The organism is Mesorhizobium sp. M2D.F.Ca.ET.226.01.1.1, assembly GCF_004022705.2.
Lineage (GTDB): Bacteria > Pseudomonadota > Alphaproteobacteria > Rhizobiales > Rhizobiaceae > Mesorhizobium.
In genome coordinates this window covers 33,384-54,282 of sequence record NZ_RZOY02000022.1, presented here as the reverse complement: position 1 = coordinate 54,282, position 20,899 = coordinate 33,384, and the positions used below count along the sequence as shown (strand labels likewise).

Sequence of the window (20,899 nt, the reverse complement as noted above, 5' to 3'; positions counted from 1 at the left end):
CAATGCCTTTGATTGCTGATGTCGTTGTGGAGACGTTTGATCGCTGAAGCATTTGTTTGCTGACCTAGCGGCGCGGGGGGAGGTCATTTATTGGGTACATCTCCAGCACTCTATGTGCGATCGCGAGGAAAATTTGTCCAGACAAGCGAATTCATCGAATCTGGACTAATCAATAAGTATAATGATGGTAAGATTCGGGGGGCAGGAATGGCCGAGGTTGGACTTTTGGAATGGGCGGATAAGCAGCCCGACTGGATTAGGGATGCCTTAAGAAGACACGCCGCGCGGCCGGGCTTCAACCTCGAGCAGGAGGATAAGGCCGGTGTAACAGCTCGGGTCCGCCACGTCGGTGGATTTACCGCTGATCTGCCCGAATGCTCTCCGCTCTCGGCGGAGCATTTGAGGGCCAACAGTTCGAACGAGCCGCGCGCGGTGCTTTGCTCACTCGGCCCCGTCAAGCATTTGAACCGCCTCGCCGAAGAGCAGCAACTGCGTTTCGCCACCGATGGCATCACCATTATCTACGGCGACAATGGAAGCGGAAAGAGCGGCTATTGCCGGATCGCGAAGAAGCTTTGCCGTAGTCTGACGGCGGATGATCTTCTTGGCAACGTGTTCGAGATCGGCACCAAACCGCCAGCCGAAGTGCTTGTCCGGTTTCTCGAAGAGGGTGCTACGGAACCGACCCCCATAACCTGGAAGGACGGAACGCTGCCCCCCGCGTCAATTGCACGGATCTCCGTTTTCGACTCCGCGAACGCTCGCCTCTACGTCGATAAGCAAAACCGTATCGGTTTTCTGCCCGCAGCCATCGCGCTTCTCGAAAGCCATGGACGTCACCGCACCGAGCTCGAAGCCGACTTCCGGGAAGAAATCAAAGCGATCGAAAAGAACCTAAAGACACCATTGCCGAGTGGGTACACAGCTGCCGGCGCGGTCGTAAAGCTGCTGGCTCGTCTCGAAATCAAGTCAAAGGACGTGATGCCTTCCGCAGCCGAAATCAAAAACCTCGCTGCCCTCTCAGAGCAGGACATGGCTGATCTCGCTGGCCTCGAACAGGCTCTGGCAAGCGACCCTTCAACGATGGCGACAAAGCGTCGGCGTGCCAAGGCGGCCTTGGAAAAACTGCTGACTGCATCTGAACAGATCGACGCGGCTCTCTCAGCGGCGGCCCTCGAGATTTATCGCAATCTATATGCAACAGCCGATTCTACAGCGCAGGCTGCACAACTTGCCGCCTCAGGAGCGTTCGCGACTATGCCGTTGAGCGGCGTTGGGCTTTCTCCCTGGCGGTATATGTTCGACCATGCACGAGCCTATTTAGCGAGCGTCACTGGCATCGATCATCAGCACTTGCCAGATCAGGAAGGCGATCGTTGCATGCTCTGCCAGGAGCCGATGACGGCGGACGCCGCGGGGCGGATCCAATCCTTCAATGACTTCGTAACGGGCGCCGCAAATAAGGCGGCGCAAGTCGCATCTATTGCCCATGAAGAGGCCCTGCGCCAAATCAAAGGACTCACCATTGCGACCGGGGAGGCGGTTGAGGCGGCTCTCGGAGAGTTTGGCGATCTGTCCGCCGCACGCAAGGCGATGGTGGCCCTGATCTCGGCATATTATGTCGAGGCAGGTAAAAGGCGTGATGCAATTGTCGTTGCGGCTGCGCTGTCCGAGTACGCTGCGTTCCCGCAACTTGCGGCGCCAGTTGCATCGAAACTCCGAACGGAGGCGGAGGCGCTAGAGGCCGAAGCGCTGACGGACGACAAGGCAGCGGCCGACGACGGGAACCGCGCTACCGATCGAGCTCGTCGCGATACACTCAAGGATCGGAAAAAACTGGGCGACGATCTCACCATCGTTCTCGCGCGCTTGGCGAATCTCGAAGAGCGGCGCAAGCTTCTCTCATGCTGCGATGCTGTCGAAACAGGCTCGGTGTCACGGCAGATGACGTCGCTTCGACGAAGCCTCGTCATGCAGGATCTCGAAAAGCGCGTCGTCGCCGAGATTGAGACTCTGGCGTTAACGCACATCCCGTTCGCAGTTAATGATCGTAGTCAAGATGGGCAGAGCTATTTCGAGGTCGGGCTCAACGCGGCAAAAGCGATCTCAAACAGCAAGGTCTTAAGCGAAGGAGAGCAGCGCGCGCTTGCCCTGGCCTGTTTCTTAGCCGAGGTCGGAGGAGACACATCGCGTCAAGGCATGATCATCGACGACCCCGTGTCATCTCTCGACCATGTTCGGATCAGGCGGGTCGCGGCAAGGCTCGTAAAAGAAGCGGCCACAGGACGTCAGATTATTATTTTCACCCATAATCTTCTGTTCTTCAACGAGGTGGTTGACGCAGCTGCGCAGGCCAATCCGCCGATTCCCCTTGTTCGAAACTACATCAACAAGTCCGAATCTGCCGGTTTTGGCTTGATTAGCGAAACTGACGAGCCGTGGATCGCACAGTCTGTCACGAAGCGCATCGAGACTCTCAAGACGCGCCTGAAGAGCTTCGACGGCGCCACTGATTTCACCACCGATGCTTGGCGAAGGTCAGCGAAGGATTTCTACAGCGATCTTCGGGAAACCTGGGAGAGGCTCGTTGAAGAAATCCTGCTCGGTAAAGTCGTCGAGCGATTTAACAGCGATGTCAAGACACAGAGCCTGAAGGGTGTGGTGGTCGAGGACGAAGACCACAAGCGAATCTATTGGGCCATGAAGCGAGTTTCGGAGCGTTCTGGACATGACATGGCGTCCGCCAAGGCCATTCCAGTTCCAACACCAAACGATATGAAGAGCGATCTTGATGGAATTGACCAATATCGTATCGACACCACCAAACGAAAAAAGGATGCCGAAAAGCGCCGGATTGAATTCGAACAGCCTCCCAAGGCGACTGTACTCTAGCCTAATGACTATTGTCGTGTATTACTGGCCCTCACTGGCTTCATCCTGCTGCGCATGCCGGTGTCCGCCTGCCGCGGGCGAAGCCGACGTGACGAGGAAGTATCGCGAGGGCGCCAAGCCATCAATGGCTGTGCGCTCGCTCTTCATCTTGGATTTCAGCGCCGAGAAGCCTGACCGCTGGTAGTGCTTCGCCTGCACAATGTCGCCGCCGGCAAGGGCATGTCGACCATCCATCGCGTCGTCCGGTCCCTCGGGAAAGGCCTCGAAACGCTTGTCGATCTCGCGACCTACGAGGTCGCGGGCCAAATCCTCAAACTCGTTATGGGACAAACTCGAGAAATCATAAGCCATGCGCCCAGATTGAGTGCCCATTTGGTGGGCAGACAAGCAACCGGGGGCACAATTGCGTCGTGCCTCTCCATTACCAACAAAAAGATAAACGCGCTTTCCAGGCGATGCGGTCGGATGATCGTTTCGCGCTTGGCAAAAGCGAACGGATTAGTCTATGGCTCTCGGCGGGGGGGCGAGTTATGCGACGGGTGCGAATCCTTCAAGTAGGCGATATTCACTATCCGGATTGGCATCCTTCCTCTAGCAACATCGATGCCAAGGATAGCAAGTTCGCTCCGAAAATAACGCAGAAGCTACGCGCGTCTTCGCTGCGTGCCGTCTTGACGAAGCTTCGGCGGCTGACGACTTCGAAGCCCTTGGATTCGATCGCCTTCATGGGGGATTTCACGAGCCGTGGCGACAAGACTTTCATTGCTTCGGCATTCCAGCATTTCACGTTGCTCTGCCGCGCACAGGGGCGCAGTTCAAAGGCGCTTCCGTTGATATTCGTACCGGGAAATCACGATGTGAACCGTGATGACGCGCGCGAACTTGGACCGACTGAGAAATTCAGCGAAATGGCGAGTTTAGCCGCCCGCTTGGGTTGGCAGACCGTTCCCGTGGACCAACCCGTGCACTTCAGACTTCCGACAGGATCCGCAGGCGCAAACTTCATCCTCGTCAACACAGCGATAGGCAGTTGGGAGCTTCAGAACCTTCCCGCGTTCCTTCGTGATCGTCTCGAGGCACTCGGTCCTTCTACAGAACCTGTAGATCTCGGCTCGCCGGACACCTCGGGACATTCGCCCGCGACACCTCCCAGCGATCCAGACAAGGAGGCGTCCGACGACGAGTATTACGGTCAGATGGACACGCCATACATCTCGCGTGAGATGCTTGCAGGCCTACAGGAATTGCTCCAGCAGCCCGACATGCGTTACGGCATCATGATCGGCCATCACAATCTGCTGCCACAAAAGACTCCGCGCATTACGCCATACGCGGAGATGCTCAACAGCGGATTTGTCAGAACTCAGCTGCTGCAGGGCAACAAGCCTATCGTCTACCTGCATGGACACATACATGCCGATCCGGTCGAGATCGTCAACGATCCAAGGTTTCCGGACGGCAAATTGATCTGCATCTCAGCACCAGAGATACAGTCAGGTTTCAATGAGCTCGTCTTCTTCACGACCGATCAGGGAGAGCTCGTCGGCATCCGACTTATACCCTACCGCACCAATGTCGCCGACGGGACGGTCATGGAAGGCGAACATTGCTTCATCTCGACTATGTCCAACGGCAAGGCCTTTCTGAACAACGGCACGTTTGACCTGATGCGCCGACTGCGCGACCATGCCACCAGGCGCGGGAATGGGTTACTCTTCTGGGACGAGATCACTGAGATTGCCGCCTCCGCCGAGCTCGGGCTAGATTTGGAAGACTCTCTTCTGATGCTCCAAGCGGCGCGCTTCGTCGAGATAGACGGCCTCACGAAGGCAAACTCGGCTTGGCGCATTAAGGTAAGGGACGAATAGAGATGGAGAATCCGTTCGGCCCCAACAGGATCGAGTACGAAAGTCGCCCGATACTGTGGTTCAGTCAGAAGTCGGCCTTGATTTCTGCCGCCGCCAAGCCGGTCTTCGTCGCAGGGACGAGAGGCAGCGGCAAGACCAGTATTCTTCGCTCGCTTTCCACAGTTCATATCCTCGAAGACAAAAGTCTCGCGGACCAAGTCGGCAAGCTCGGCTGGTATGGCGTCTTCTTCCAGCTCAATGAGACATTTTCGCCCCTAATCGACAACGCGGTTCTGAACCTCATTCCGGAGCGGATACGCTTCGACACGGCCGCCGTGATCCCGCGGCAATTCGTAATCTTCTCTCACTATCTGGAGCTGAAGATAGTCGAACGCCTGCTCGAGAGCATCAGCCAGCTCAGACGCGACAGCCACTTGAAATACCGGGCCTCTGAAGATAGGGACGTCGCCTTGGCACTGCATCGCGAAGTGCTGCACTTCATACCCCAACCTGCCCGTCTCGACTTCTTCAGCATAGATGAGCTGCGGGGTGGGATAACCCGGTACGTCGACGAATGCTTCAACGCGTTCTTCTTTGCCGCCGATGAGGGAGCGACCGGCTTCAGAGCGACAGACCCTGGCGCGATCATTAACAAGGTCGCGACCGCGATCACCCCACTTTTAAATGGCCCATCTTTCGCCGGTGACAGGGCGCCCTTCTTCAAGATCCTGATTGACGACTGTGAGGCACTGACACCGCTCCAACAGCAGTTCCTGAACACCTTGGTGAGGAAGACGCGCGGCAATGTGAAATGGGTCCTCGCCTACATCGGCGGCCTTTACGACACGATCCGGACGATCATACCCGGCCAGTCGCTCTCGAATGCTGACCGGGACGTCGAGAATCTTGATTCAGTCGATCCGAGGGAGTTCGCCACGCTGTGCGAGAACGTGTCGTCGCTTCGGCTCTACTATGCGCTTCCTGACCATCTGCGGAGTGATCTCAAGCGCAACGATGCGCTCAGCGCGTTTTCGCTCAAAAACCGGCTGGGGCGGCTTTCCGTCAATGACATCATCGAGCGGGTTATCATATCGGGTCATTCCGAGGGCAGAGAAGAGCTTGTGGCACTCGCTGATGCAGCACGTGAATTCCTCTCCGTGAATTTGAGGACGGCGGATCAGCAGCAATTCCTTCTTGATCGAAAAGCGCGCCCTTATGCCGAAGGGCTGGCGCTCGCGCTCATGAACCCGGAAATCAAGCGCCGGCCCATGAGCAAGGCGGATGCTTCAAATCTGAAGAGGTCGATCGCCCGGAAACAGGGATGGGCTTTTCTGAAAGCGTGCCAGATGCTGCGTCTGCATGACTACCCGTACGTAGGGCACCAGATCATCACATCATTGAGCGACGTCTGTATACGCGATTTCCTTGATATAATGGGAGAGATCTTCCGCCGCAGTGTTCCGAGTTCCAGTGATCCACGAAAACTGGTGGAATTCATCAACTCGGATTTACAGATTCATCTCGAACAGCAGAGACAGGCTGTGAACGCCGCCTCTCAACGGAAGCTTGATGGACTTCAGGCGCTTTCACATCCGTACGAAGAAGAGAGCGTGCGCATGGTGCGGGCGTTGGGTTACCTGACCGCTCGCCTCCAGACAGAGTTTGCCGAAGAAAATGCTCTAGGAACGACAGAGAGAGGCATTTTCAGGGTTGATCTAAAGGAAATGCGCTCGCTGGTGAACCGACTGGAGCAACCCAGCGGAAAACTGGACGAGGTCCTGCGTCGGGCGGAAAGGGATGGGTTTATCCGGGAGGTCTCCGCCGCCGGCAACTTTGAGGTGGACCGCGCCGACCCCGCATCGAAGGAGATGCTGATCAGATTGCATCGGCGATTTGCACCTTACTTCGGGTTCTCCTATCGCGGCCCGTACGAAATCAACACAATCCCTGCGGCGCAGATGGTCGACCTGCTTTTTACCAGGCATCGGCTCCCAGAAGACTGGGCCGACTCGGTGTTTAAGGAGCTCGTCGCGCGGCCCGCACTCAAGACCGAATTCCAGCACTCGCTTTTCGAGAGCGATCTCGAATGACCGCTTCAACTGTCGAGTATCGAGTCTTCGGCCATCTGGCCGTCACTGAGAAGGCGAGAGATGCAGGTACCTGCGAAACGATGGAGGCAGATATCGCGATCGTCGCGCTTGGATGGGAAACGCGTTTCGCCGCGTTCGAAAACCATCTTGACCTGAAGGTCGGCAAAATCGTGGTTCTGGACTTTGCTCTGAAGGAAGCGAACGTCCCAGCCGTCGAAGAAAACCGGCGAAAGCTCATCGCTATGGGTACCCGATGGGGCGTCGAAGTGACTGCGATCACCCTCGAGCCTTCCATCGAGTATCAGAAGAACATCAATCTCCTCGATCACCTGCTCACTCAGATGGCCGCTTCATGTGGCTCATACGAAGGAAGCCTGCGGAAGGTTTTCGTCGAGTGCTCGACGATGCCGCGAATCTACATCCAATGGCTGATTGCGGTGGCATTCAAGAAAATGTCGATTCAGTCTCTCGAATTCGGGTACGCCGAAGGTATCTACGGGAACGCGATCGGCAAAGAGGATTTTTCCAGCGGCTTGGACCGATACGTCACCGTCCCTCATCTTCAAGGCAGCGGAGGAATGGGCGAAGAGAAAGTCCTGCTCGTGGGGATCGGAGGAGATGCCGACGTATTCTACGGATTGATCGATATCGTCAGTCCGGAACGGATCTCGCTCCTCGTCCCAAGAAGCGAGAAGAATGCGCATATCGATGCTTTGCTCGATCAACAGGTGGCCAAGGTACGTGAAACCCACCGGCTCGAAGATGGCGAAGTTCGCGACATCCAGGCTTTCGGGCTGATGGCCCACCTCGATGCTTTCGAGACGTATCTCGACGGGTTCGGCTCGCGTGCGGTGGTGAACGTTTTTGTCAGCGGCCCGAAGGTTCAGGCCATCGCTGCTGCCGTGCTCGCCTGCTCCGACAGCCGCGTCCATCTCAAGGCACGAATTCCCACCTCCTATGCCCATCGTGAAGTCTCAGCGAATGGGCGGTATCATATCTATAGGCTGATTGACCTGACATCCCCTGCCTGCAGCCTTCCCGGGACGTTCTGACACGATCTTGCATTCGAGTAGCATCATGGTCCCAGTAGCCGTTCCGCCAAGCCTTCAGCGCATGTTCGTGTCGCCCGATCCGGTCGATGGGGGACTAATTCCCACTTAGAAGCTGCTCTACATCAGATCAGGGGAAATGCAGACTGGCAGAATTCCATAATTAGCGACTCAAAACATATACTCAGGCGAGACTGTTTAGCATAGAAATAGTGAGCGCTCTCCAATATGTTAGGCTCTGTCGCAGTAGCGCAACAAGCTCAGTCTTTGGATGGGTGGTATGAGGATGAGACGACTGAATGTGTACAGGCTCAGTCATTTTATCGAGGCTCTCGTTTTTGTCGTAAGCGCGTTCGGTGCGACGTGGCTTACCAGCTTTGTGAACGCGCCATGGTGGGCATATGTGATTATAGCGGCCATCACTATGGGCATGTTCGTAGCCGTGCGTCGGGTCCTTTCTGAGCCGCAACGTATGGGACTCTTGGCACACAACTCGGCAGCGACCTCTGCGTGAACCCAGGCGCCTTGAAAATGTCCCCGATGCGTCCGGATTTTTGGCGGTGATCTTCAATCAAATGCGATGAGCTGCAATTTCTGGCGACGGCCACGCTAAGGGCGGGCCTCCAGCACCATGTTGAACGGTGTCTCCGCGGCGCGACGCAATCGCTTGAAGCCGCCGCCGGTCACAACCTTGCGCAGCCTCGCCTCACCGGCCTGGGCTCCAAGCGCGAGCCCGACTTCCTGCGACACGGATGCGGGCGTGCACACGAAAGTGGAAGCGGCATAGTAAACGCGGCCGACGGGATTGAGGTTCGCCGCCAGATGATCATGCGCGAACGGCTCGACGATCATCCACGTGCCGTCCGGCTTGAGCGATCCGTGGACATGGGTGGCGGCGCCCGTCGGGTCGCCCATGTCGTGAAGGCAATCGAAGAATGTGACGAGGTCATACGTTCCGGGATAGCTCTTGGCGGCCGCCACGTCGAACCGCGTGTTAACGCCGACGCCGGCTACCTCGGCCGCCTTGCGGGCGCGCTCAATCGAGGGGGCATGATAGTCGAAGCCGACGAAGCGCGAATTGGGGAAGGCCTGTGCCATGAGCACGGTCGATGCACCATGACCGCATCCAACATCCGCGACGTCCACGCCGCGTTCGAGCTTCTCGACGACGCCCTCCAAGGCCGGCAGCCAGGAGTCGATCAGATTGGCATTGTAGCCTGGACGGAAGAACCGTTCCGTACCGCGAAACAGACACGCGCTATGATCGTGCCACCCGACGCCCTTGCCGGACTGGAATGCCTGCCTCACCTTTTCTTCATCGAGCCACAGCGCGGACAGGAACTCGAATGCGCCTGCCATGAAGGCCGGGCTGTCTTCATCAGCGAACACCAGCTCTTGCTCGGCGTTGAGATAGAATTTGTCGCTCGCTTCATCGTAGTCGACGTAACCCGCCGCCGCCTGCCCGGAAAGCCATTCCCTTACGAGGCGTTCCTGGGTGCCGGTGCGTGTCGAAAGTTCGGCGGCCGTCATCTTGCCGCCTTCGCGCAATGCCTTAAACAGGCCGAGTCTGTCCCCCAGCAGGACTCCCGCGCCCGTTGCGATCGCACCGAGATCGCCGACCATTTTCCCCAAGAATGCGTCCAACTTTTCCTGATTCGCTTCAGACATCTGAATCTCCCTTTGGGTTCAATCTCTCCAGGCGACGGAGCCGTGCTCGTCATGAGGCGCCTTGAGCATCAGATGCTCGAAGACATGCAGATATCCCCGGCGGCTCATCCGCGCTGCCGATCCTGCACCAGACCATATCGGTGACGAGCGGCGCGGTGGTCGGGAATGACAGCCACCTCCATGCCGTTGAAAAGCAGGAAATCCGTCACTTTGCCCTCGTCGGTAACCGGCGGAGCCGGAGTGGTCGTCACCAGGGCAAGCCCTGTTGCAGCAGGTATCCTTGGGCAGCCTGTCAGAACATCGATGACTCCGGTTGTGGTGCCGGGGCGGGCGATCAGGGGCCAAGTGATTGTTCCGCGGCGGCTGTATGTTGTGGTAAGGTGATCATGCGAACTCTTGTTGGTCGGTCACGTGTTTTGCGGATGACCCGCATGTACTGTGCCAAATGAGAAAACCATTCAAACGCAATCCAGTAGATCTGACTGTATCCGACATTGTCGGAATTTGGACATCGCCGAACGCGAAGCGCTCGGGGCTTGTGACGATACTTGAGCGTGCTGCTTCGGAGGAGGGATGCGCCTCGAACCGGCCGCGAGGCCTTTTTCTGGCAACGGATATTCCGGCCGGGTTAGGCCGCGAGGAAAGCGACGGTGAATAAGAGGTAGAGGACCAACCGTTTTGAGCGGGTAGTTGCCGTGTTGCGCCCCCAGGCAAAGGCCAGCACCACGGAGCAGTATTTCTGGTGGCGATACTACATCGCCTTTAAGTGCCGGTTACCCGTTTTTACCCAGTTGGCCTGGTGCATTCAGAGCGAGGTCGTTGGAAACCGCTTATTGTGGCTATGAGCAAACTCGGGATGGAGGAGTGGACCCAAAAATTGGCAAAATGCCCCAGGGAGGATTACATGGGTCGCTCATTCCCCGTACTCGTTACAGGTGCGCGTCGCTACGCAAACAGCTTGCTTTTGACTTGGCGTTTCTTGCCGTTTCGGCATCGCTCACTAATTCGGCCGCTGCCGACACCGTGAACTGGCGTCAATTCGAAGGGACCAGCATAACTTGGGCCTACGACATCCACCCCTATGCGGATGCTCTCGCTGCGCAACTTTCCGGAGTTCGAGAAGCTGACCCGGCATCAAGGTCACGCCGGAACTCTACCCAGACGATTCTTACTGGAACAAGATGACGATCCAACTGACGACGAAGTCGCCAGCATGGGATGTGTTCGGCACTGGCATTCAGCCCGCGTAGGACCTCGCTCCGAGTGGCGCCTGCTGGACAAATACCTGAGTGATCCGAAGCTTACCGATGCTGGATACGACTACATTCGGACATGATCAAGAAGTGCGCGGCTCCTTCCTTCGCCAATGATAACTGGAACCAGGTCGTGGACGGCATCTCGTCCGGCCGCACCGCGATGACGATCGACTCAAAAATGTTCGGCTTCTGGAACGATGTTGCGGGGAAGCCGGCATCCGGCAAGATCGCCTTCGCTCCGCCGCTGCACGCACCGAGCGCCACGAGCTTGGATTCTGACATCTGGATCTGGGCTCTCGCCATGAACGCGGCTTCCGAAAAGAAGGGCACGGCCTGGCTGTTCATCCCGTGGGCCACCTCCAAGCAGGTGGCGCTCAAGGGTGCCCTTGCTGGCCAGCTCGTCAATCCGCCGCGCACGTCGACCTGGCAGGACGATACCTAGACTAAGTACGCTTCGCAGCCCGAGTTCAACAACTTCGTTGACAGCTTCAAAAAGATACAGGATCAAGCCGCGCTGGCTTTCACACCGCGTGTCGGCTTCGGCGAAGCCATGAACGCATGGGCCGTGGCGATGCAGAAGATGGCAAACGGCGATGACGTCGAGACGACGTTGAGGGCGCTTGCCGAAGAAATCCGCACTGGCCTCTGATCAAAAGGAACAGGGCAGTACTATTGCACTGCCCTGTTCCCGCCAACGGCGGAGATCACGCCGTGTCACCCCAAGCACTTAAACCCAGCGCTGCTTCGCCCGGCCGCGCCGACGATTTTTCTTGGCCGCCAAGGCGGCAGCCTGCGGCCGGGGCCACAACCGAAACGACCACGGCGATCAGTCCGTAAGCTGCCCGGGGCAGCGGAAGGGCGGAAAGCGCCTTCAGGTGGCCGCACAAGTAGGGTCTCGAGACGGACTCAGCGCGGCAGCACGCTCGATCCCATCAGCGCCTCATCGATGGCGCGCGCCGCCTGGCGGCCCTCGCGGATCGCCCAGACGACCAGCGACTGGCCGCGCCGCACGTCGCCCGCCGCATAGAGCTTTTCGACGCTGGTCCTGTAGTCCCGGTCATTGGCCTCGACATTCTTCGAGCGGCGGCTGTCAATGGCGATCTTCATCTGGCCGGCCAGTTCCGACACCGGCCCGCGAGCGGCTGGCCCGGCAAAGCCGATGGCGATGAACGCGAGATCGGCACGAATGACGAATTCGCTGCCGGCGATCGGCTTGCGCTTTTCGTCGACCTCGCAGCATTTGACCCCGGTCAGCTGGCCGTCTTCGCCGATGAACTCGAGCGTCGCCACCTGAAACTCGCGCTCGGCGCCTTCGGCCTGCGAGGACGAGGTGCGCATCTTGGTCGCCCAGTAGGGCCAGACCGAAAGCTTGTCTTCCTTTTCCGGCGGCTGCGGACGGATGTCGAGCTGGGTGACGCGGACCGCGCCCTGGCGGAAGGCGGTGCCGACGCAGTCGGACGCGGTATCGCCGCCGCCGACGACGACCACATGCTGGCCGCCGGCGAGGATCGGATGCGACGGCCACGCCACCGACTGGATCGGTTCGCCGCCGACACGCCTGTTCTGCTGCACCAGATAGGGCATCGCGTCATGCACGCCGCCGAGATCGTCGCCGGGAATGCCGGCCGCGCGCGGCGTTTCGGAACCGCCGCAATAAAGCACCGCGTCATGTTCGGCGAGCAGCTCGGCAACCGGCTTGTCGACGCCGACATTGACGCCGCAATGGAAGGTGACGCCCTCGCCCTGCATCTGCTCGATGCGCCGGTCGATATAGTGCTTCTCGATCTTGAAGTCGGGAATGCCGTAACGCATCAGCCCGCCGGGCCGGCTCTCGCGCTCATAGACATGGACGTCGTGGCCGGCGCGGCCGAGCTGCTGGGCAGCCGACATGCCGGCCGGGCCGGAGCCGATGACGGCGACGCGCTTGCCGGTCTTCTTCTCCGGCGGATAGGGCCTGATATGGCCGGTCTCGTAAGCCTTGTCGGCGATCGCCTGCTCGACCGTCTTGATGGCGACGGGAATGTCCTCGAGGTTCAGCGTGCAGGCTTCCTCGCAAGGTGCGGGGCAGATGCGGCCGGTGAATTCCGGGAAATTGTTGGTCGAATGCAGGTTGCGGATCGCATTGTCCCAGTCGCCATTGTAGACGAGGTCGTTCCAGTCCGGGATCTGGTTGTGGATGGGACAGCCCGTTGGCCCGTGGCAGAACGGAATGCCGCAATCCATGCAGCGCGCGGCCTGTTTCTCGACCTCCTTGTCCGACATCGGCAGCGTGAATTCACGGAAATGCCGGATGCGGTCGGAGGCCGGCTGGTACTTGTGCACCTGCCGGTCGATTTCGAGAAAGCCTGTTACCTTGCCCATAGTCCAGCTCCTGCTGTCCAGATGGCGCGCCTGGCGACGCCCTGCAGCTGGATCAGATGGGGCATCCCGTCCACACATGGGCCGCACCAAGTTGCCCAAAATTCGACTATGTACACTTGCCGGGCTCAAAGCTCGTGAGGGGCTCGCCATGCAGCCAGTTCTCGACTCTAATCGAAGGAGCCGGGGACTCCATCTGCAATACCACGTTGCGGTCCAAAGCTATTTCCAAAGGTTTCTGCACGAGCTGGTTTCCTCTCAGAGACGGCACACGGGTTCAGGGAGGAGCGCATCGCTCGTCTTGCCCCATTAAGTGCAGTCACAGTCACTCAGTCTCAAAAGCCATGCCAACGCGCTCAGCGCGCAGTTAGCGCCCATTGCTTCGAAAAACCTCGTCAGTGCCCAGATGTTGGTTGTAATGAACCTGACATTTGTCTGACGCTGTCAGCTTTTGGACACGCGATCACGCGCTTCGTGCCGCCAGGCCAGGCCGAGCCCTGTGTTGCCAGCGGTCGCTTCGATGATTGTACCGCCCGGCGCGAGCTGGCCACGCTGTTCGGCATTAACGATCATCGACAACGCAATGCGATCCTTGATCGATCCGCCGGGATTTTGGCTTTCGAGCTTGACGAAGAGAATTCCTGACTCCGACGTTGTACCGCTGACCAGCCGTGTTGGAGCTGAAATCAGAGGAGTTCGCCTTGGTGGAGACCTTTCGGACGCAGCGATAGCAGCCATCAACCAGCTTCTTCTAAAACACAAGGTGATCTTCTTCCGCGGCCAGGAGCATCTCGACGATGCGGAGCAGGAATTGTTCGCGCGGCGTCTGGGTAACCTTGTACCTCATCCCACGCAGGGGCCGGCAGCCGGCACGGCCTCAATCCTCAATCTCGATTCCGGCCGTGGCGGTGGCAGGGCAGACCAGTGGCATACCGATGTGACTTTCGTCGATGCCTATCCGAAATTCTCGGTCCTACGTGGCGTCGTCATTCCGGCGGCGGGGGGCGACACGATCTGGTCCAACACGCACGCCGCGTACGAGAATCTGCCGGCGCCGCTCAAAATATTGGCGGACAATCTGTGGGCTATTCATAGCAATGCCTACGACTACGCAGCCGTGCGCCCGCGCGCCACAGCCGAAGAGAAGAAGCACTTCGAGGAAGTTTTCACATCGACGATCTACGAGACCGAGCATCCGGTCGTGCGCGTCCATCCGGAAACCGGGGAGAAGTCGCTGCTGCTCGGCAATTTCGTGCAGCGCCTCGTCGGCCTTTCCAAGAGCGATTCCGCCAAACTCTACGAGGTGTTCCAGTCCTACGTCACTGCCCCGGAAAATACCGTGCGGTGGCGCTGGCAAGTAGGCGACGTCGCTATCTGGGACAACCGTGCTAACCAGCATTATGCGGTCAACGACTATGGCGACCAGCACCGGGTTGTGCGTCGCGCTACGGTTGACGGTGACGTTCCGATCGGCGTCGACGGTCGCCGCAGTATAACCCATGTCAAGGCAGCCAAGCCGGCGGCGAAGGCAGCCTGACCGTCTGAACAGGGTAAAGATGAAAACTTCGTATCGCCGCGGCCATATCGCGCTGCTTAACCGCCCCACAAAGCCTTATGATTTCCGAGAAGCAAGGCGAGTTGCGGGCTCGAGGCTTGGCCCGAAATCGAGGTCCTGCAGCGTGGCGCATGGCTCGAGTCGCTGCTCGTGGCCCCGCTGCAGCGGTACAGGTCCCCCACCGCCCCACCATCTCGCCCGCCCTGCACCTCGGATAGCGATCATTCACCGTTTGTTCATTATGATAGCGCACGATCATAACTGGACATGCTGGTAGCTCGTACATGCCTGAAGGCCCTGCGCGCCGACCCAGCGCCGGGGCCTTTTTACTTCCGCAAAATCGATTCCAGCAACGCGGGCACTTCGCAGGATGTCGGAATCCCGCGCTTGCGATGATACGCCGTACAGCGAATTGCGCGAGTCAAACGAATTTGGGTTTCTCAAATATAGAATCGTCGATACCGATCCTGATGGATCGAGCCTCGACGACGAAGTCAACCATCTTCAAACGGAATTATTCAACATTGCCGAGAGCTCCCGGTGTGCCGTCGAAGCCGACATTGGGGAGGTCAGCGGTCACCAACGATCATGGTGATCGCCAGCATCTTTCGTATTCACATAACCGTCGGCCTTGTACTTTCCCGAGGCCATGACATGAGTGGGTCTTCCAAGCACCGATTTGGCCCGGTAGGATTTGCAGGGGGCGCGGACAAGCGGATGAACAAACGGAATGATGCCGGAAAACTGCGCGCGCCTGCTGGGATTTAGCCGACCGTCGATAGGAACATAGCCCTGGTCGACGGCTTTCTGAAGGGCAAGAGTTTCGCCGACCTGGCTCAGGAACATGGCTTGTCGACAACGAGGGTGCGCCAAATCATCGAGAAGGCCGATCGGCTCGTGGGCGGCGCATTCAGACCAAGACTGAAACGTCCAACGCCTCGCCTCGGTCCGATTTCATGGTCGACTATCCCTATGTGTGCAAATGGCCGAGAAGCACCGGCTGGGTAGCGTCACGCCGCATCATTCTTTGCGGAGCTGGAGCGCGCGGGATCGCTGGAGCGGCTGGTGAAAGCGGTTGCCGGGGCGCACAACACGTGAGCTGGCGCCTCGTGTGGCAAAAGGAGAGGGCGAGAGCCCATGGCCTGCAATGAAGCGATCAAGCATTGCGATCGTGGAACCAAGCTAGTCGACCATCCGGACCGCGGCCTTCAATGCCAGCTCGCCTTGGAATCGGCCTTCCAGGAATTGGCTGAGCGCGCAGCGGAATCCGGCTGGACCGAGGAGATAGCCACGCGCTCCTCGAACTCGCCGGCGCGCGCCTCAGGAGCGACTCCGCCAATGACAGACTGAGAGGACGATTAATCGTGCCAGGGCAACGAGAGAGCGGCAGGTTCAAGAAGCTTCGCCTGAACCGATAGGAACGTCGCTGCGCCAATAAAATTGGCGGTGAAGGCTGACCGCGGCCGAGTCGGGCAAGCGAGCGAAGTGCTGAAATAAGGGCGTGAGAATCCAAGACATCGTTTGTAGAGAGCATCGAGCTTCGCGAGATTGTGGTACAGGATCGACCGCAGGTGTTCTCGCAGCGCTCGCAGAACCCGGGATTCTTCCGCGGCACCCGCCAAGGCGAAGAACGGTCAGAGTTGCACGATAACGTTTAAAAGCGAGCCTTCCTCCGAAAGTCTGCGCGCGCAGTTCCACGGTCCGATGCGCTTTCATAGCTATTCCAATCGCCGCGCCCATCCTCTCCCGGATCAGGTCCAGCGGGTCTGCAGTGCATGCGCCCCCAAAGTGGACGCCATTGGGCCGGGTGAACCGGGCTCGATTGCGCGCCGAAGGCCCGTTCCAGGCCCGGAAATCCGGGTCCGTCAGGGCGAGCGCGTGCGGGTCGAGGTAGAGAACGGCCTTGCCGAGAAAACGACCGTGCACTGGCATCGCGTGCGTGTGCCACATGCCATGGATGGCGTGCCTCACCTCACGCAGAAGCCCGCGAAAAGGCAACGGAAGATCTAGCATTTATGGGGGAAATGTTTTTTCGGAGTGCTTGACCCGCAGGAAGGGCAGGGCATGACTGCCTATCGCCCGACCCGGCCGGCCGCACTCATGACCGGCTGGGCTCGGTTAATCCTGCATGCCGCGCCCATGAGGTTGCGCTCTGTCGGGAGTGCGTCGAGCACAACGACGAGATGTAGTTCACGATCTTTGAAACGCGTGTCAACCATCCAAAGTGTGGATGCCTTTCATCGAAACAAACGATTTCATCAATGTTCTGGAATCCTGCATGGGCAGAACAGAAACCGCCCGAAAGGAGATTTTTCATGCGCTCTACCGGGCAGTGGAGTGCTGGGAAAGGGAGTTGCAACTGACCGGGTCCGACTTCTTCCGAGTCTATGGACAGACTGGGAGACGCGCACGGTGTAGCGGCTCACATCGTCATACTGCACCTACGCCACACACCGGCCGGACCTGATCCGGCTTTATGAGCATTGGGCTTTGTCAGTTGCCCAAGCGTGATGGCTTTCGCGACGCGGCGCGCCTCAGGAACTGAGCCGCGTCCAGGTCGAAACGCGGGAAAGAAAGACAGGAAACAGAATGGCCGATCAATTCGCAACGGACGTCATTGCCCTGATCAAGAAACGCGCCGAGTCGGAGAGCGGTGAGGGAATGCCTGCGTCATTCGTCGGCGAGATAACAATCGCCACGGAACTGGACGCGCTCGGGTTTGATTCGCTGGGTTTGGCGGACGTCCTCTGGGATGTGGAGCAGGCCTACGGCATCAAGATCGACATGAACACGGCCGATGCCTGGTCCAATCTCAAGAATGTCGGCGACGTCGTGGAAGCCGTCCGCGGCTTGCTTGCGAAGGAGGCTTGAATGGACAGGCGCGTCGTTATCACCGGAGTGGGCGGCCTGTGCGGACTGGGCACCGACGCCGCCTCTATGTGGAAAGAGATGCGCGAAGGCCGCTCCGCCATCGGCCCGATCGCCAATTCCGAGCTTCATGACCTGGAGGGCATGACCGGCGCTGAGATCAAGGCGCTGCCCCAGCACGACATCAACCGGGGGCATCTCATCTCCATGGACCGCTTCAGCTTGCTCGCCGTGCTTGCAGCGCGCGAAGCCATGCGGCAGGCCGGACTTTCCTGCGACGAAGGGAATGCCCATCGCTTCGGCGCTACAGTGGGCGTCGGCGGCTTGGGCTGGGATGTAATGGAGGAAACTTACCGGGCCCTCCTTTTGGACGGCGCGAGGCGAGTTGGCATCCTCGCTGTACCCAAAACGATGCCAAGCGCCGCCGCCGGCCAGGTGAGCTTGCGCCTCGGCTTGCGCGGGCCGGTGTTCGGGGTGACCTCCGCATGTGCCTCGGCCAACCATGCGATCGCCTCGGCGGTGGATCAGATCAAGCTGGGCCGGGCCGACGTAATGGTTTCCGGGGGCAGCGACGCGCCGTTCGCATGGGGCGTGCTGAAAGCATGGGAAGCAATGCGCGTGCTTTCACCCGATACCTGCCGGCCCTTCTCCGCCGATAGGAAGGGCCTGGTGCTGGGCGAGGGTGCGGGCATGGCCGTGCTGGAAAGCTACGAGCATGCCACGAGGCGTGGTGCCACAATTCTTGCCGAGATCGCCGGCGTCGGCCTTTCCGCCGATGCCTTCCACATTGCCGCGCCATCTGTCGAGGGGCCAGCGTCGGCGATGCGCGCCTGCCTTGCCGATGCCGGGCTGAATGCCGAGGACGTCGACTACCTCAACGCGCACGGCACCGGTACCAAGAGCAATGATCAGACTGAAACGGCGGCGATCAAGCGTGTGTTTGGAAACCACGCTTATTCGATGTCCATCTCTTCCACCAAGTCCACGCACGCGCATTGCCTCGGCGCAGCGAGCGCGCTTGAAATGATCGCCTGCGTGATGGCAATCCAAGAGGACGTCGTGCCGCCGACCGCCAACTATCGCGAGCCAGATCCCGCTTGCGACCTCGACATCACACCCAATGTGCCGCGCGAGCGCAAGGTGCGCGTCGCCATGAGCAACGCCTTCGCCATGGGCGGCACGAACGCAGTTCTGGCATTCAGGCAGGTGTAGAAGCCATGCAAGACGCCTCATTTGAGGTCACCTGTCGTATCTAGCTGCTTGCCGGACCACTATGTGAAGCGAGCGCTATTGGCTGCCTCTGCGATGCGGGAATTGGCAGCGGACGTCTCACGATCAAACAGGCATCTGCTTGTAGAATTCTTTTAATCGTGAAGCGGCGCGAGTGCGCTATCCGTTGAGGTGAGCAAGGCCGGCGCCCTGGGTGAGCGCTGGTGTCGGGTGGTGGAAAGTACAGGGGGAGCTGTGTGGCCCCCTCTTTCTCGGCCTCGACGATGTGCGAAGGAGCCTGTGCGGCGAACGGGCCGACGCCCCAGGCTCAGAACCTGGGCGAACCTAACTCCCGCCAAAGGACAGCCCAGAGCTGGATACACGAAAGAGATACTGAACCCGCGAATCAGATTCTGATCAATCGTCGTGTCTGAGCTCCGCTCGGCTCTTACGGAGATAATCGCGCGGCCCGGCAACGGCCGCGCGTGCCGCGGGCGTGAGCTTTGCGCTTCGTCAGAAGTGCCTCGAGCGTGACGACGATAATTGACCAGCCATATGGAACGCATTCGCCCAGTTATCCAAAGCGTGGATACCTTTCATCTAAACAAAGGATTTTACCGTTTTTGCTGCAGGTCCCATAGAAGCGCTTCAAGTTGGAAAGATAGGTAGTTCCGATGGTTGCGTTGGATCCGAGGAGCATCATCTGGTGTGCGGGGCGTACAAAGTCAGTCGCATCTGCATTGCGGCTTGGTCTTTCGGCGGTCTCCACAAGTTACGCCCCGTTGGCGCGACGCCAATTATTTAACCAATGCTTGGACATTTATCTCAACCAGACAGCTACAAGGTGAGGTCTTCCATGCGCCCGAATGTCGATTGGAAGTTGTGCTGGGAAAATGAGCTGCAACTGGCCGACCATGTCGAACTCTCCGACTTTTTTCGAAAGACCTATGGACGGACTGGCGCCTTCAACGCGGAGCCATTCGAAGGCGGCCGCAGTTGGGCCGGCGCGAGGCCGGAATTCCGCGCAATCGGCTACGACGCGCATGGGGTAGCGGCTCACATCGGCATGCTGCGGCGCTTCATCAAAGTTGGCGAGGTCGACTTGATCGTCGCTGAATTGGGCCTGTACGCGGTTCGTCCGGATCTTGAAGGGCTCGGAATCGGTTTTTCGATGCGCGTGGCGTACCCAGTGCTCCATCAGTTGGGTGTTCCATTCGCTTTCGGCACGGTTCGGCACGCGCTGCGAAACCATGTCGAAAGATTCTGCAGAGCCGGCCTCGCGAACATTGTGTCGGGCGTTCGCGTACGATCGACCCGTCCAGATGTGCATCCCGACCTGCCGCCCACGCGCCTGGAAGACGTACTCGTGTTGGTTTCGCCGATCGGACGCTCGATGGACGAGTGGCCGTCCGGTACCCTGATCGACCGGAACGGTCCGGAACTATGAAGCCTCTGGACTACATATGCGAAGGGCAGAGTGACAATGCCGATGGCACTGCAGAGCGCAGCGTCTATCTGACGTTTGACGACGGTCCCAATTCATTTTTCACACCGCAGATACTCAATGTGCTGGCGCAACATCAGGTGCCGGCGACCTTCTTCGTTGTTGGGGCCTACGCGGCCGACGAGCCGGAACTCGTTCGCCGAATTATTACAGACGGGCACGGTATAGCCAACCACACGATGACTCATCCGGACCTGGCTAAATGCGGGCCCGTCGAAGTCGACCGCCAGATAGTTGAGGCAAACAGAGTCATAGGGATGGCTTGCCCGCAGGCCATGGTTCGGTACTTTCGTGCACCGTATGGCATCTGGACCGAAGAAGTAATCGCTGCATCAGCGGGTGCGGCATTGGCGCCCGTCCATTGGTCCATTGATCCACGCGACTGGTCTCGCCCCGGCGTTGACGCCATCGTCGACAGAGTGCTCGCCGATATCCGGCCGGGCGCAATCGTGCTGTTGCACGACGGGTGCGCTCCCGACGAATTGCAACCAGGCAATCAAGCCAGTCTGCGCGACCAGACGGTGACAGCGTTGTCACGCCTAATTCCAGAATTGCACGGCCGCGGATTTGTAATCCGATCACTTCCTCAACACCCCTGAACAA

Annotated in this window: 14 protein-coding genes and 5 pseudogenes; 11 read left to right on the top strand and 8 right to left on the bottom strand. The window is 58.9% G+C overall.

The features are described from left to right. The first annotated feature begins 207 nt into the window (after positions 1-207). Entirely contained in the window at positions 208-2,892 is a 2,685-nt protein-coding gene (locus EN869_RS31920) for an AAA family ATPase (protein ID WP_126063811.1), read from the top strand. A 21-nt stretch (positions 2,893-2,913) separates the two neighbouring features. On the opposite strand, the gene EN869_RS31915 is transcribed toward EN869_RS31920, so the two are convergent. Then, positions 2,914-3,243: a hypothetical protein gene (locus EN869_RS31915; RefSeq protein WP_186815491.1), complete on the bottom strand. Its 330-nt coding sequence runs from the start codon at positions 3,241-3,243 to the stop codon at positions 2,914-2,916. Positions 3,244-3,302: 59 nt separating this feature from the next. Between EN869_RS31915 and EN869_RS31910 the strand changes: the two genes are divergently transcribed. The 3 genes from EN869_RS31910 to EN869_RS31900 are packed head-to-tail and all read left to right on the top strand — an operon-like array spanning position 3,303 to position 7,881. Beyond that, the gene (locus EN869_RS31910; protein ID WP_127230880.1) at positions 3,303-4,760 is read left to right on the top strand and encodes a metallophosphoesterase; all 1,458 of its coding nucleotides are present in this window, start codon (positions 3,303-3,305) and stop codon (positions 4,758-4,760) included. A 2-nt stretch (positions 4,761-4,762) separates the two neighbouring features. Beyond that, positions 4,763-6,829 (top strand): hypothetical protein, encoded by a 2,067-nt coding sequence (locus EN869_RS31905; RefSeq protein WP_126057629.1) that lies wholly within the window; start codon positions 4,763-4,765, stop codon positions 6,827-6,829. Continuing rightward, complete coding sequence (locus EN869_RS31900) at positions 6,826-7,881, top strand: hypothetical protein (protein WP_126057630.1); 1,056 nt, start codon at positions 6,826-6,828, stop codon at positions 7,879-7,881. The genes EN869_RS31905 and EN869_RS31900 overlap by 4 nt, the downstream gene beginning before the upstream one ends. A 606-nt stretch (positions 7,882-8,487) precedes the next feature. Here EN869_RS31900 and EN869_RS31895 read toward each other — a convergent pair. Both EN869_RS31895 and EN869_RS31890 read right to left on the bottom strand, forming a co-directional pair. Beyond that, on the bottom strand, positions 8,488-9,546 hold the full coding sequence (locus EN869_RS31895; RefSeq protein ID WP_024504268.1) for a class I SAM-dependent methyltransferase: 1,059 nt from the start codon (positions 9,544-9,546) through the stop codon (positions 8,488-8,490). 57 nt (positions 9,547-9,603) lie between these two features. After that, positions 9,604-9,824 (bottom strand): annotated as a pseudogene (locus tag EN869_RS31890) (insulinase family protein); the annotation flags it as partial. 1,054 nt (positions 9,825-10,878) lie between these two features. Between EN869_RS31890 and EN869_RS35320 the strand changes: the two are divergent. Further along, positions 10,879-11,244 carry an extracellular solute-binding protein gene (locus EN869_RS35320; RefSeq protein WP_245454714.1) on the top strand — a complete coding sequence of 122 codons (366 nt, stop codon included), beginning with the start codon at positions 10,879-10,881 and terminating at the stop codon, positions 11,242-11,244. A gap of 464 nt (positions 11,245-11,708) precedes the next feature. Here EN869_RS35320 and EN869_RS31880 read toward each other — a convergent pair whose 3' ends face one another. The 3 genes and pseudogenes from EN869_RS31880 to EN869_RS35315 all read right to left on the bottom strand — a co-directional run. After that, positions 11,709-13,163, bottom strand: coding sequence for a glutamate synthase subunit beta (locus EN869_RS31880; RefSeq protein WP_024504270.1), 1,455 nt, complete (start codon positions 13,161-13,163; stop codon positions 11,709-11,711). A 41-nt stretch (positions 13,164-13,204) separates the two neighbouring features. Continuing rightward, positions 13,205-13,368, bottom strand: a pseudogene (locus EN869_RS31875) (thioredoxin domain-containing protein); the annotation flags it as partial. A 275-nt stretch (positions 13,369-13,643) separates the two neighbouring features. Next, positions 13,644-13,829: pseudogene (locus EN869_RS35315) on the bottom strand (pyridoxal-phosphate dependent enzyme); the annotation flags it as partial. Here EN869_RS35315 and EN869_RS31865 point away from each other — a divergent pair. Further along, positions 13,744-14,697, top strand: coding sequence for a TauD/TfdA family dioxygenase (locus EN869_RS31865; protein WP_024504271.1), 954 nt, complete (start codon positions 13,744-13,746; stop codon positions 14,695-14,697). The pseudogene EN869_RS35315 and the gene EN869_RS31865 sit on opposite strands and share 86 nt — an antisense overlap. A 594-nt stretch (positions 14,698-15,291) precedes the next feature. On the opposite strand, the gene EN869_RS34675 is transcribed toward EN869_RS31865, so the two are convergent. Continuing rightward, positions 15,292-15,561, bottom strand: coding sequence for a hypothetical protein (locus tag EN869_RS34675; RefSeq protein ID WP_024504272.1), 270 nt, complete (start codon positions 15,559-15,561; stop codon positions 15,292-15,294). A 993-nt stretch (positions 15,562-16,554) separates the two neighbouring features. Between EN869_RS34675 and EN869_RS31855 the strand changes: the two are divergent. Next, a pseudogene (locus EN869_RS31855) lies at positions 16,555-16,701 on the top strand (multicopper oxidase domain-containing protein); the annotation flags it as partial. 104 nt (positions 16,702-16,805) lie between these two features. Here EN869_RS31855 and EN869_RS35310 read toward each other — a convergent pair. Continuing rightward, positions 16,806-16,934: pseudogene (locus tag EN869_RS35310) on the bottom strand (LysR family transcriptional regulator); the annotation flags it as partial. 370 nt (positions 16,935-17,304) lie between these two features. Here EN869_RS35310 and EN869_RS31850 point away from each other — a divergent pair. The 4 genes from EN869_RS31850 to nodB all read left to right on the top strand — a co-directional run bounded on the left by EN869_RS31850 (position 17,305) and on the right by nodB (position 20,895). Then, positions 17,305-17,586 carry an acyl carrier protein gene (locus EN869_RS31850; protein ID WP_029356603.1) on the top strand — a complete coding sequence of 94 codons (282 nt, stop codon included), beginning with the start codon at positions 17,305-17,307 and terminating at the stop codon, positions 17,584-17,586. Then, complete coding sequence (locus tag EN869_RS31845) at positions 17,587-18,795, top strand: beta-ketoacyl-[acyl-carrier-protein] synthase family protein (RefSeq protein ID WP_135906886.1); 1,209 nt, start codon at positions 17,587-17,589, stop codon at positions 18,793-18,795. It abuts the gene before it with no gap. An 853-nt stretch (positions 18,796-19,648) separates the two neighbouring features. Next, entirely contained in the window at positions 19,649-20,239 is a 591-nt protein-coding gene (locus EN869_RS31840) for a NodA family N-acyltransferase (RefSeq protein WP_024505875.1), read from the top strand. Then, a complete protein-coding gene (nodB, locus tag EN869_RS31835) occupies positions 20,236-20,895 on the top strand; it encodes a chitooligosaccharide deacetylase NodB (RefSeq protein ID WP_126097314.1) in 660 nt (219 codons plus the stop codon). Before EN869_RS31840 ends, nodB begins: the two co-directional genes overlap by 4 nt. Positions 20,896-20,899 lie beyond the last annotated feature (4 nt).

Coding starts and splice junctions, on each gene's coding strand:
- EN869_RS31920 (WP_126063811.1), top strand. CDS start 208: ATGGCCGAGGTTGGACTTTTGGAATGGGCGGATAAGCAGCCCGACTGG.
- EN869_RS31915 (WP_186815491.1), bottom strand. CDS start 3,243: ATGGCTTATGATTTCTCGAGTTTGTCCCATAACGAGTTTGAGGATTTG.
- EN869_RS31905 (WP_126057629.1), top strand. CDS start 4,763: ATGGAGAATCCGTTCGGCCCCAACAGGATCGAGTACGAAAGTCGCCCG.
- EN869_RS31900 (WP_126057630.1), top strand. CDS start 6,826: ATGACCGCTTCAACTGTCGAGTATCGAGTCTTCGGCCATCTGGCCGTC.
- EN869_RS31895 (WP_024504268.1), bottom strand. CDS start 9,546: ATGTCTGAAGCGAATCAGGAAAAGTTGGACGCATTCTTGGGGAAAATG.
- EN869_RS35320 (WP_245454714.1), top strand. CDS start 10,879: ATGATCAAGAAGTGCGCGGCTCCTTCCTTCGCCAATGATAACTGGAAC.
- EN869_RS31880 (WP_024504270.1), bottom strand. CDS start 13,163: ATGGGCAAGGTAACAGGCTTTCTCGAAATCGACCGGCAGGTGCACAAG.
- EN869_RS31865 (WP_024504271.1), top strand. CDS start 13,744: ATGCGATCCTTGATCGATCCGCCGGGATTTTGGCTTTCGAGCTTGACG.
- EN869_RS34675 (WP_024504272.1), bottom strand. CDS start 15,561: ATGTTCCTGAGCCAGGTCGGCGAAACTCTTGCCCTTCAGAAAGCCGTC.
- EN869_RS31850 (WP_029356603.1), top strand. CDS start 17,305: ATGGCCGATCAATTCGCAACGGACGTCATTGCCCTGATCAAGAAACGC.
- EN869_RS31845 (WP_135906886.1), top strand. CDS start 17,587: ATGGACAGGCGCGTCGTTATCACCGGAGTGGGCGGCCTGTGCGGACTG.
- EN869_RS31840 (WP_024505875.1), top strand. CDS start 19,649: ATGCGCCCGAATGTCGATTGGAAGTTGTGCTGGGAAAATGAGCTGCAA.
- nodB (WP_126097314.1), top strand. CDS start 20,236: ATGAAGCCTCTGGACTACATATGCGAAGGGCAGAGTGACAATGCCGAT.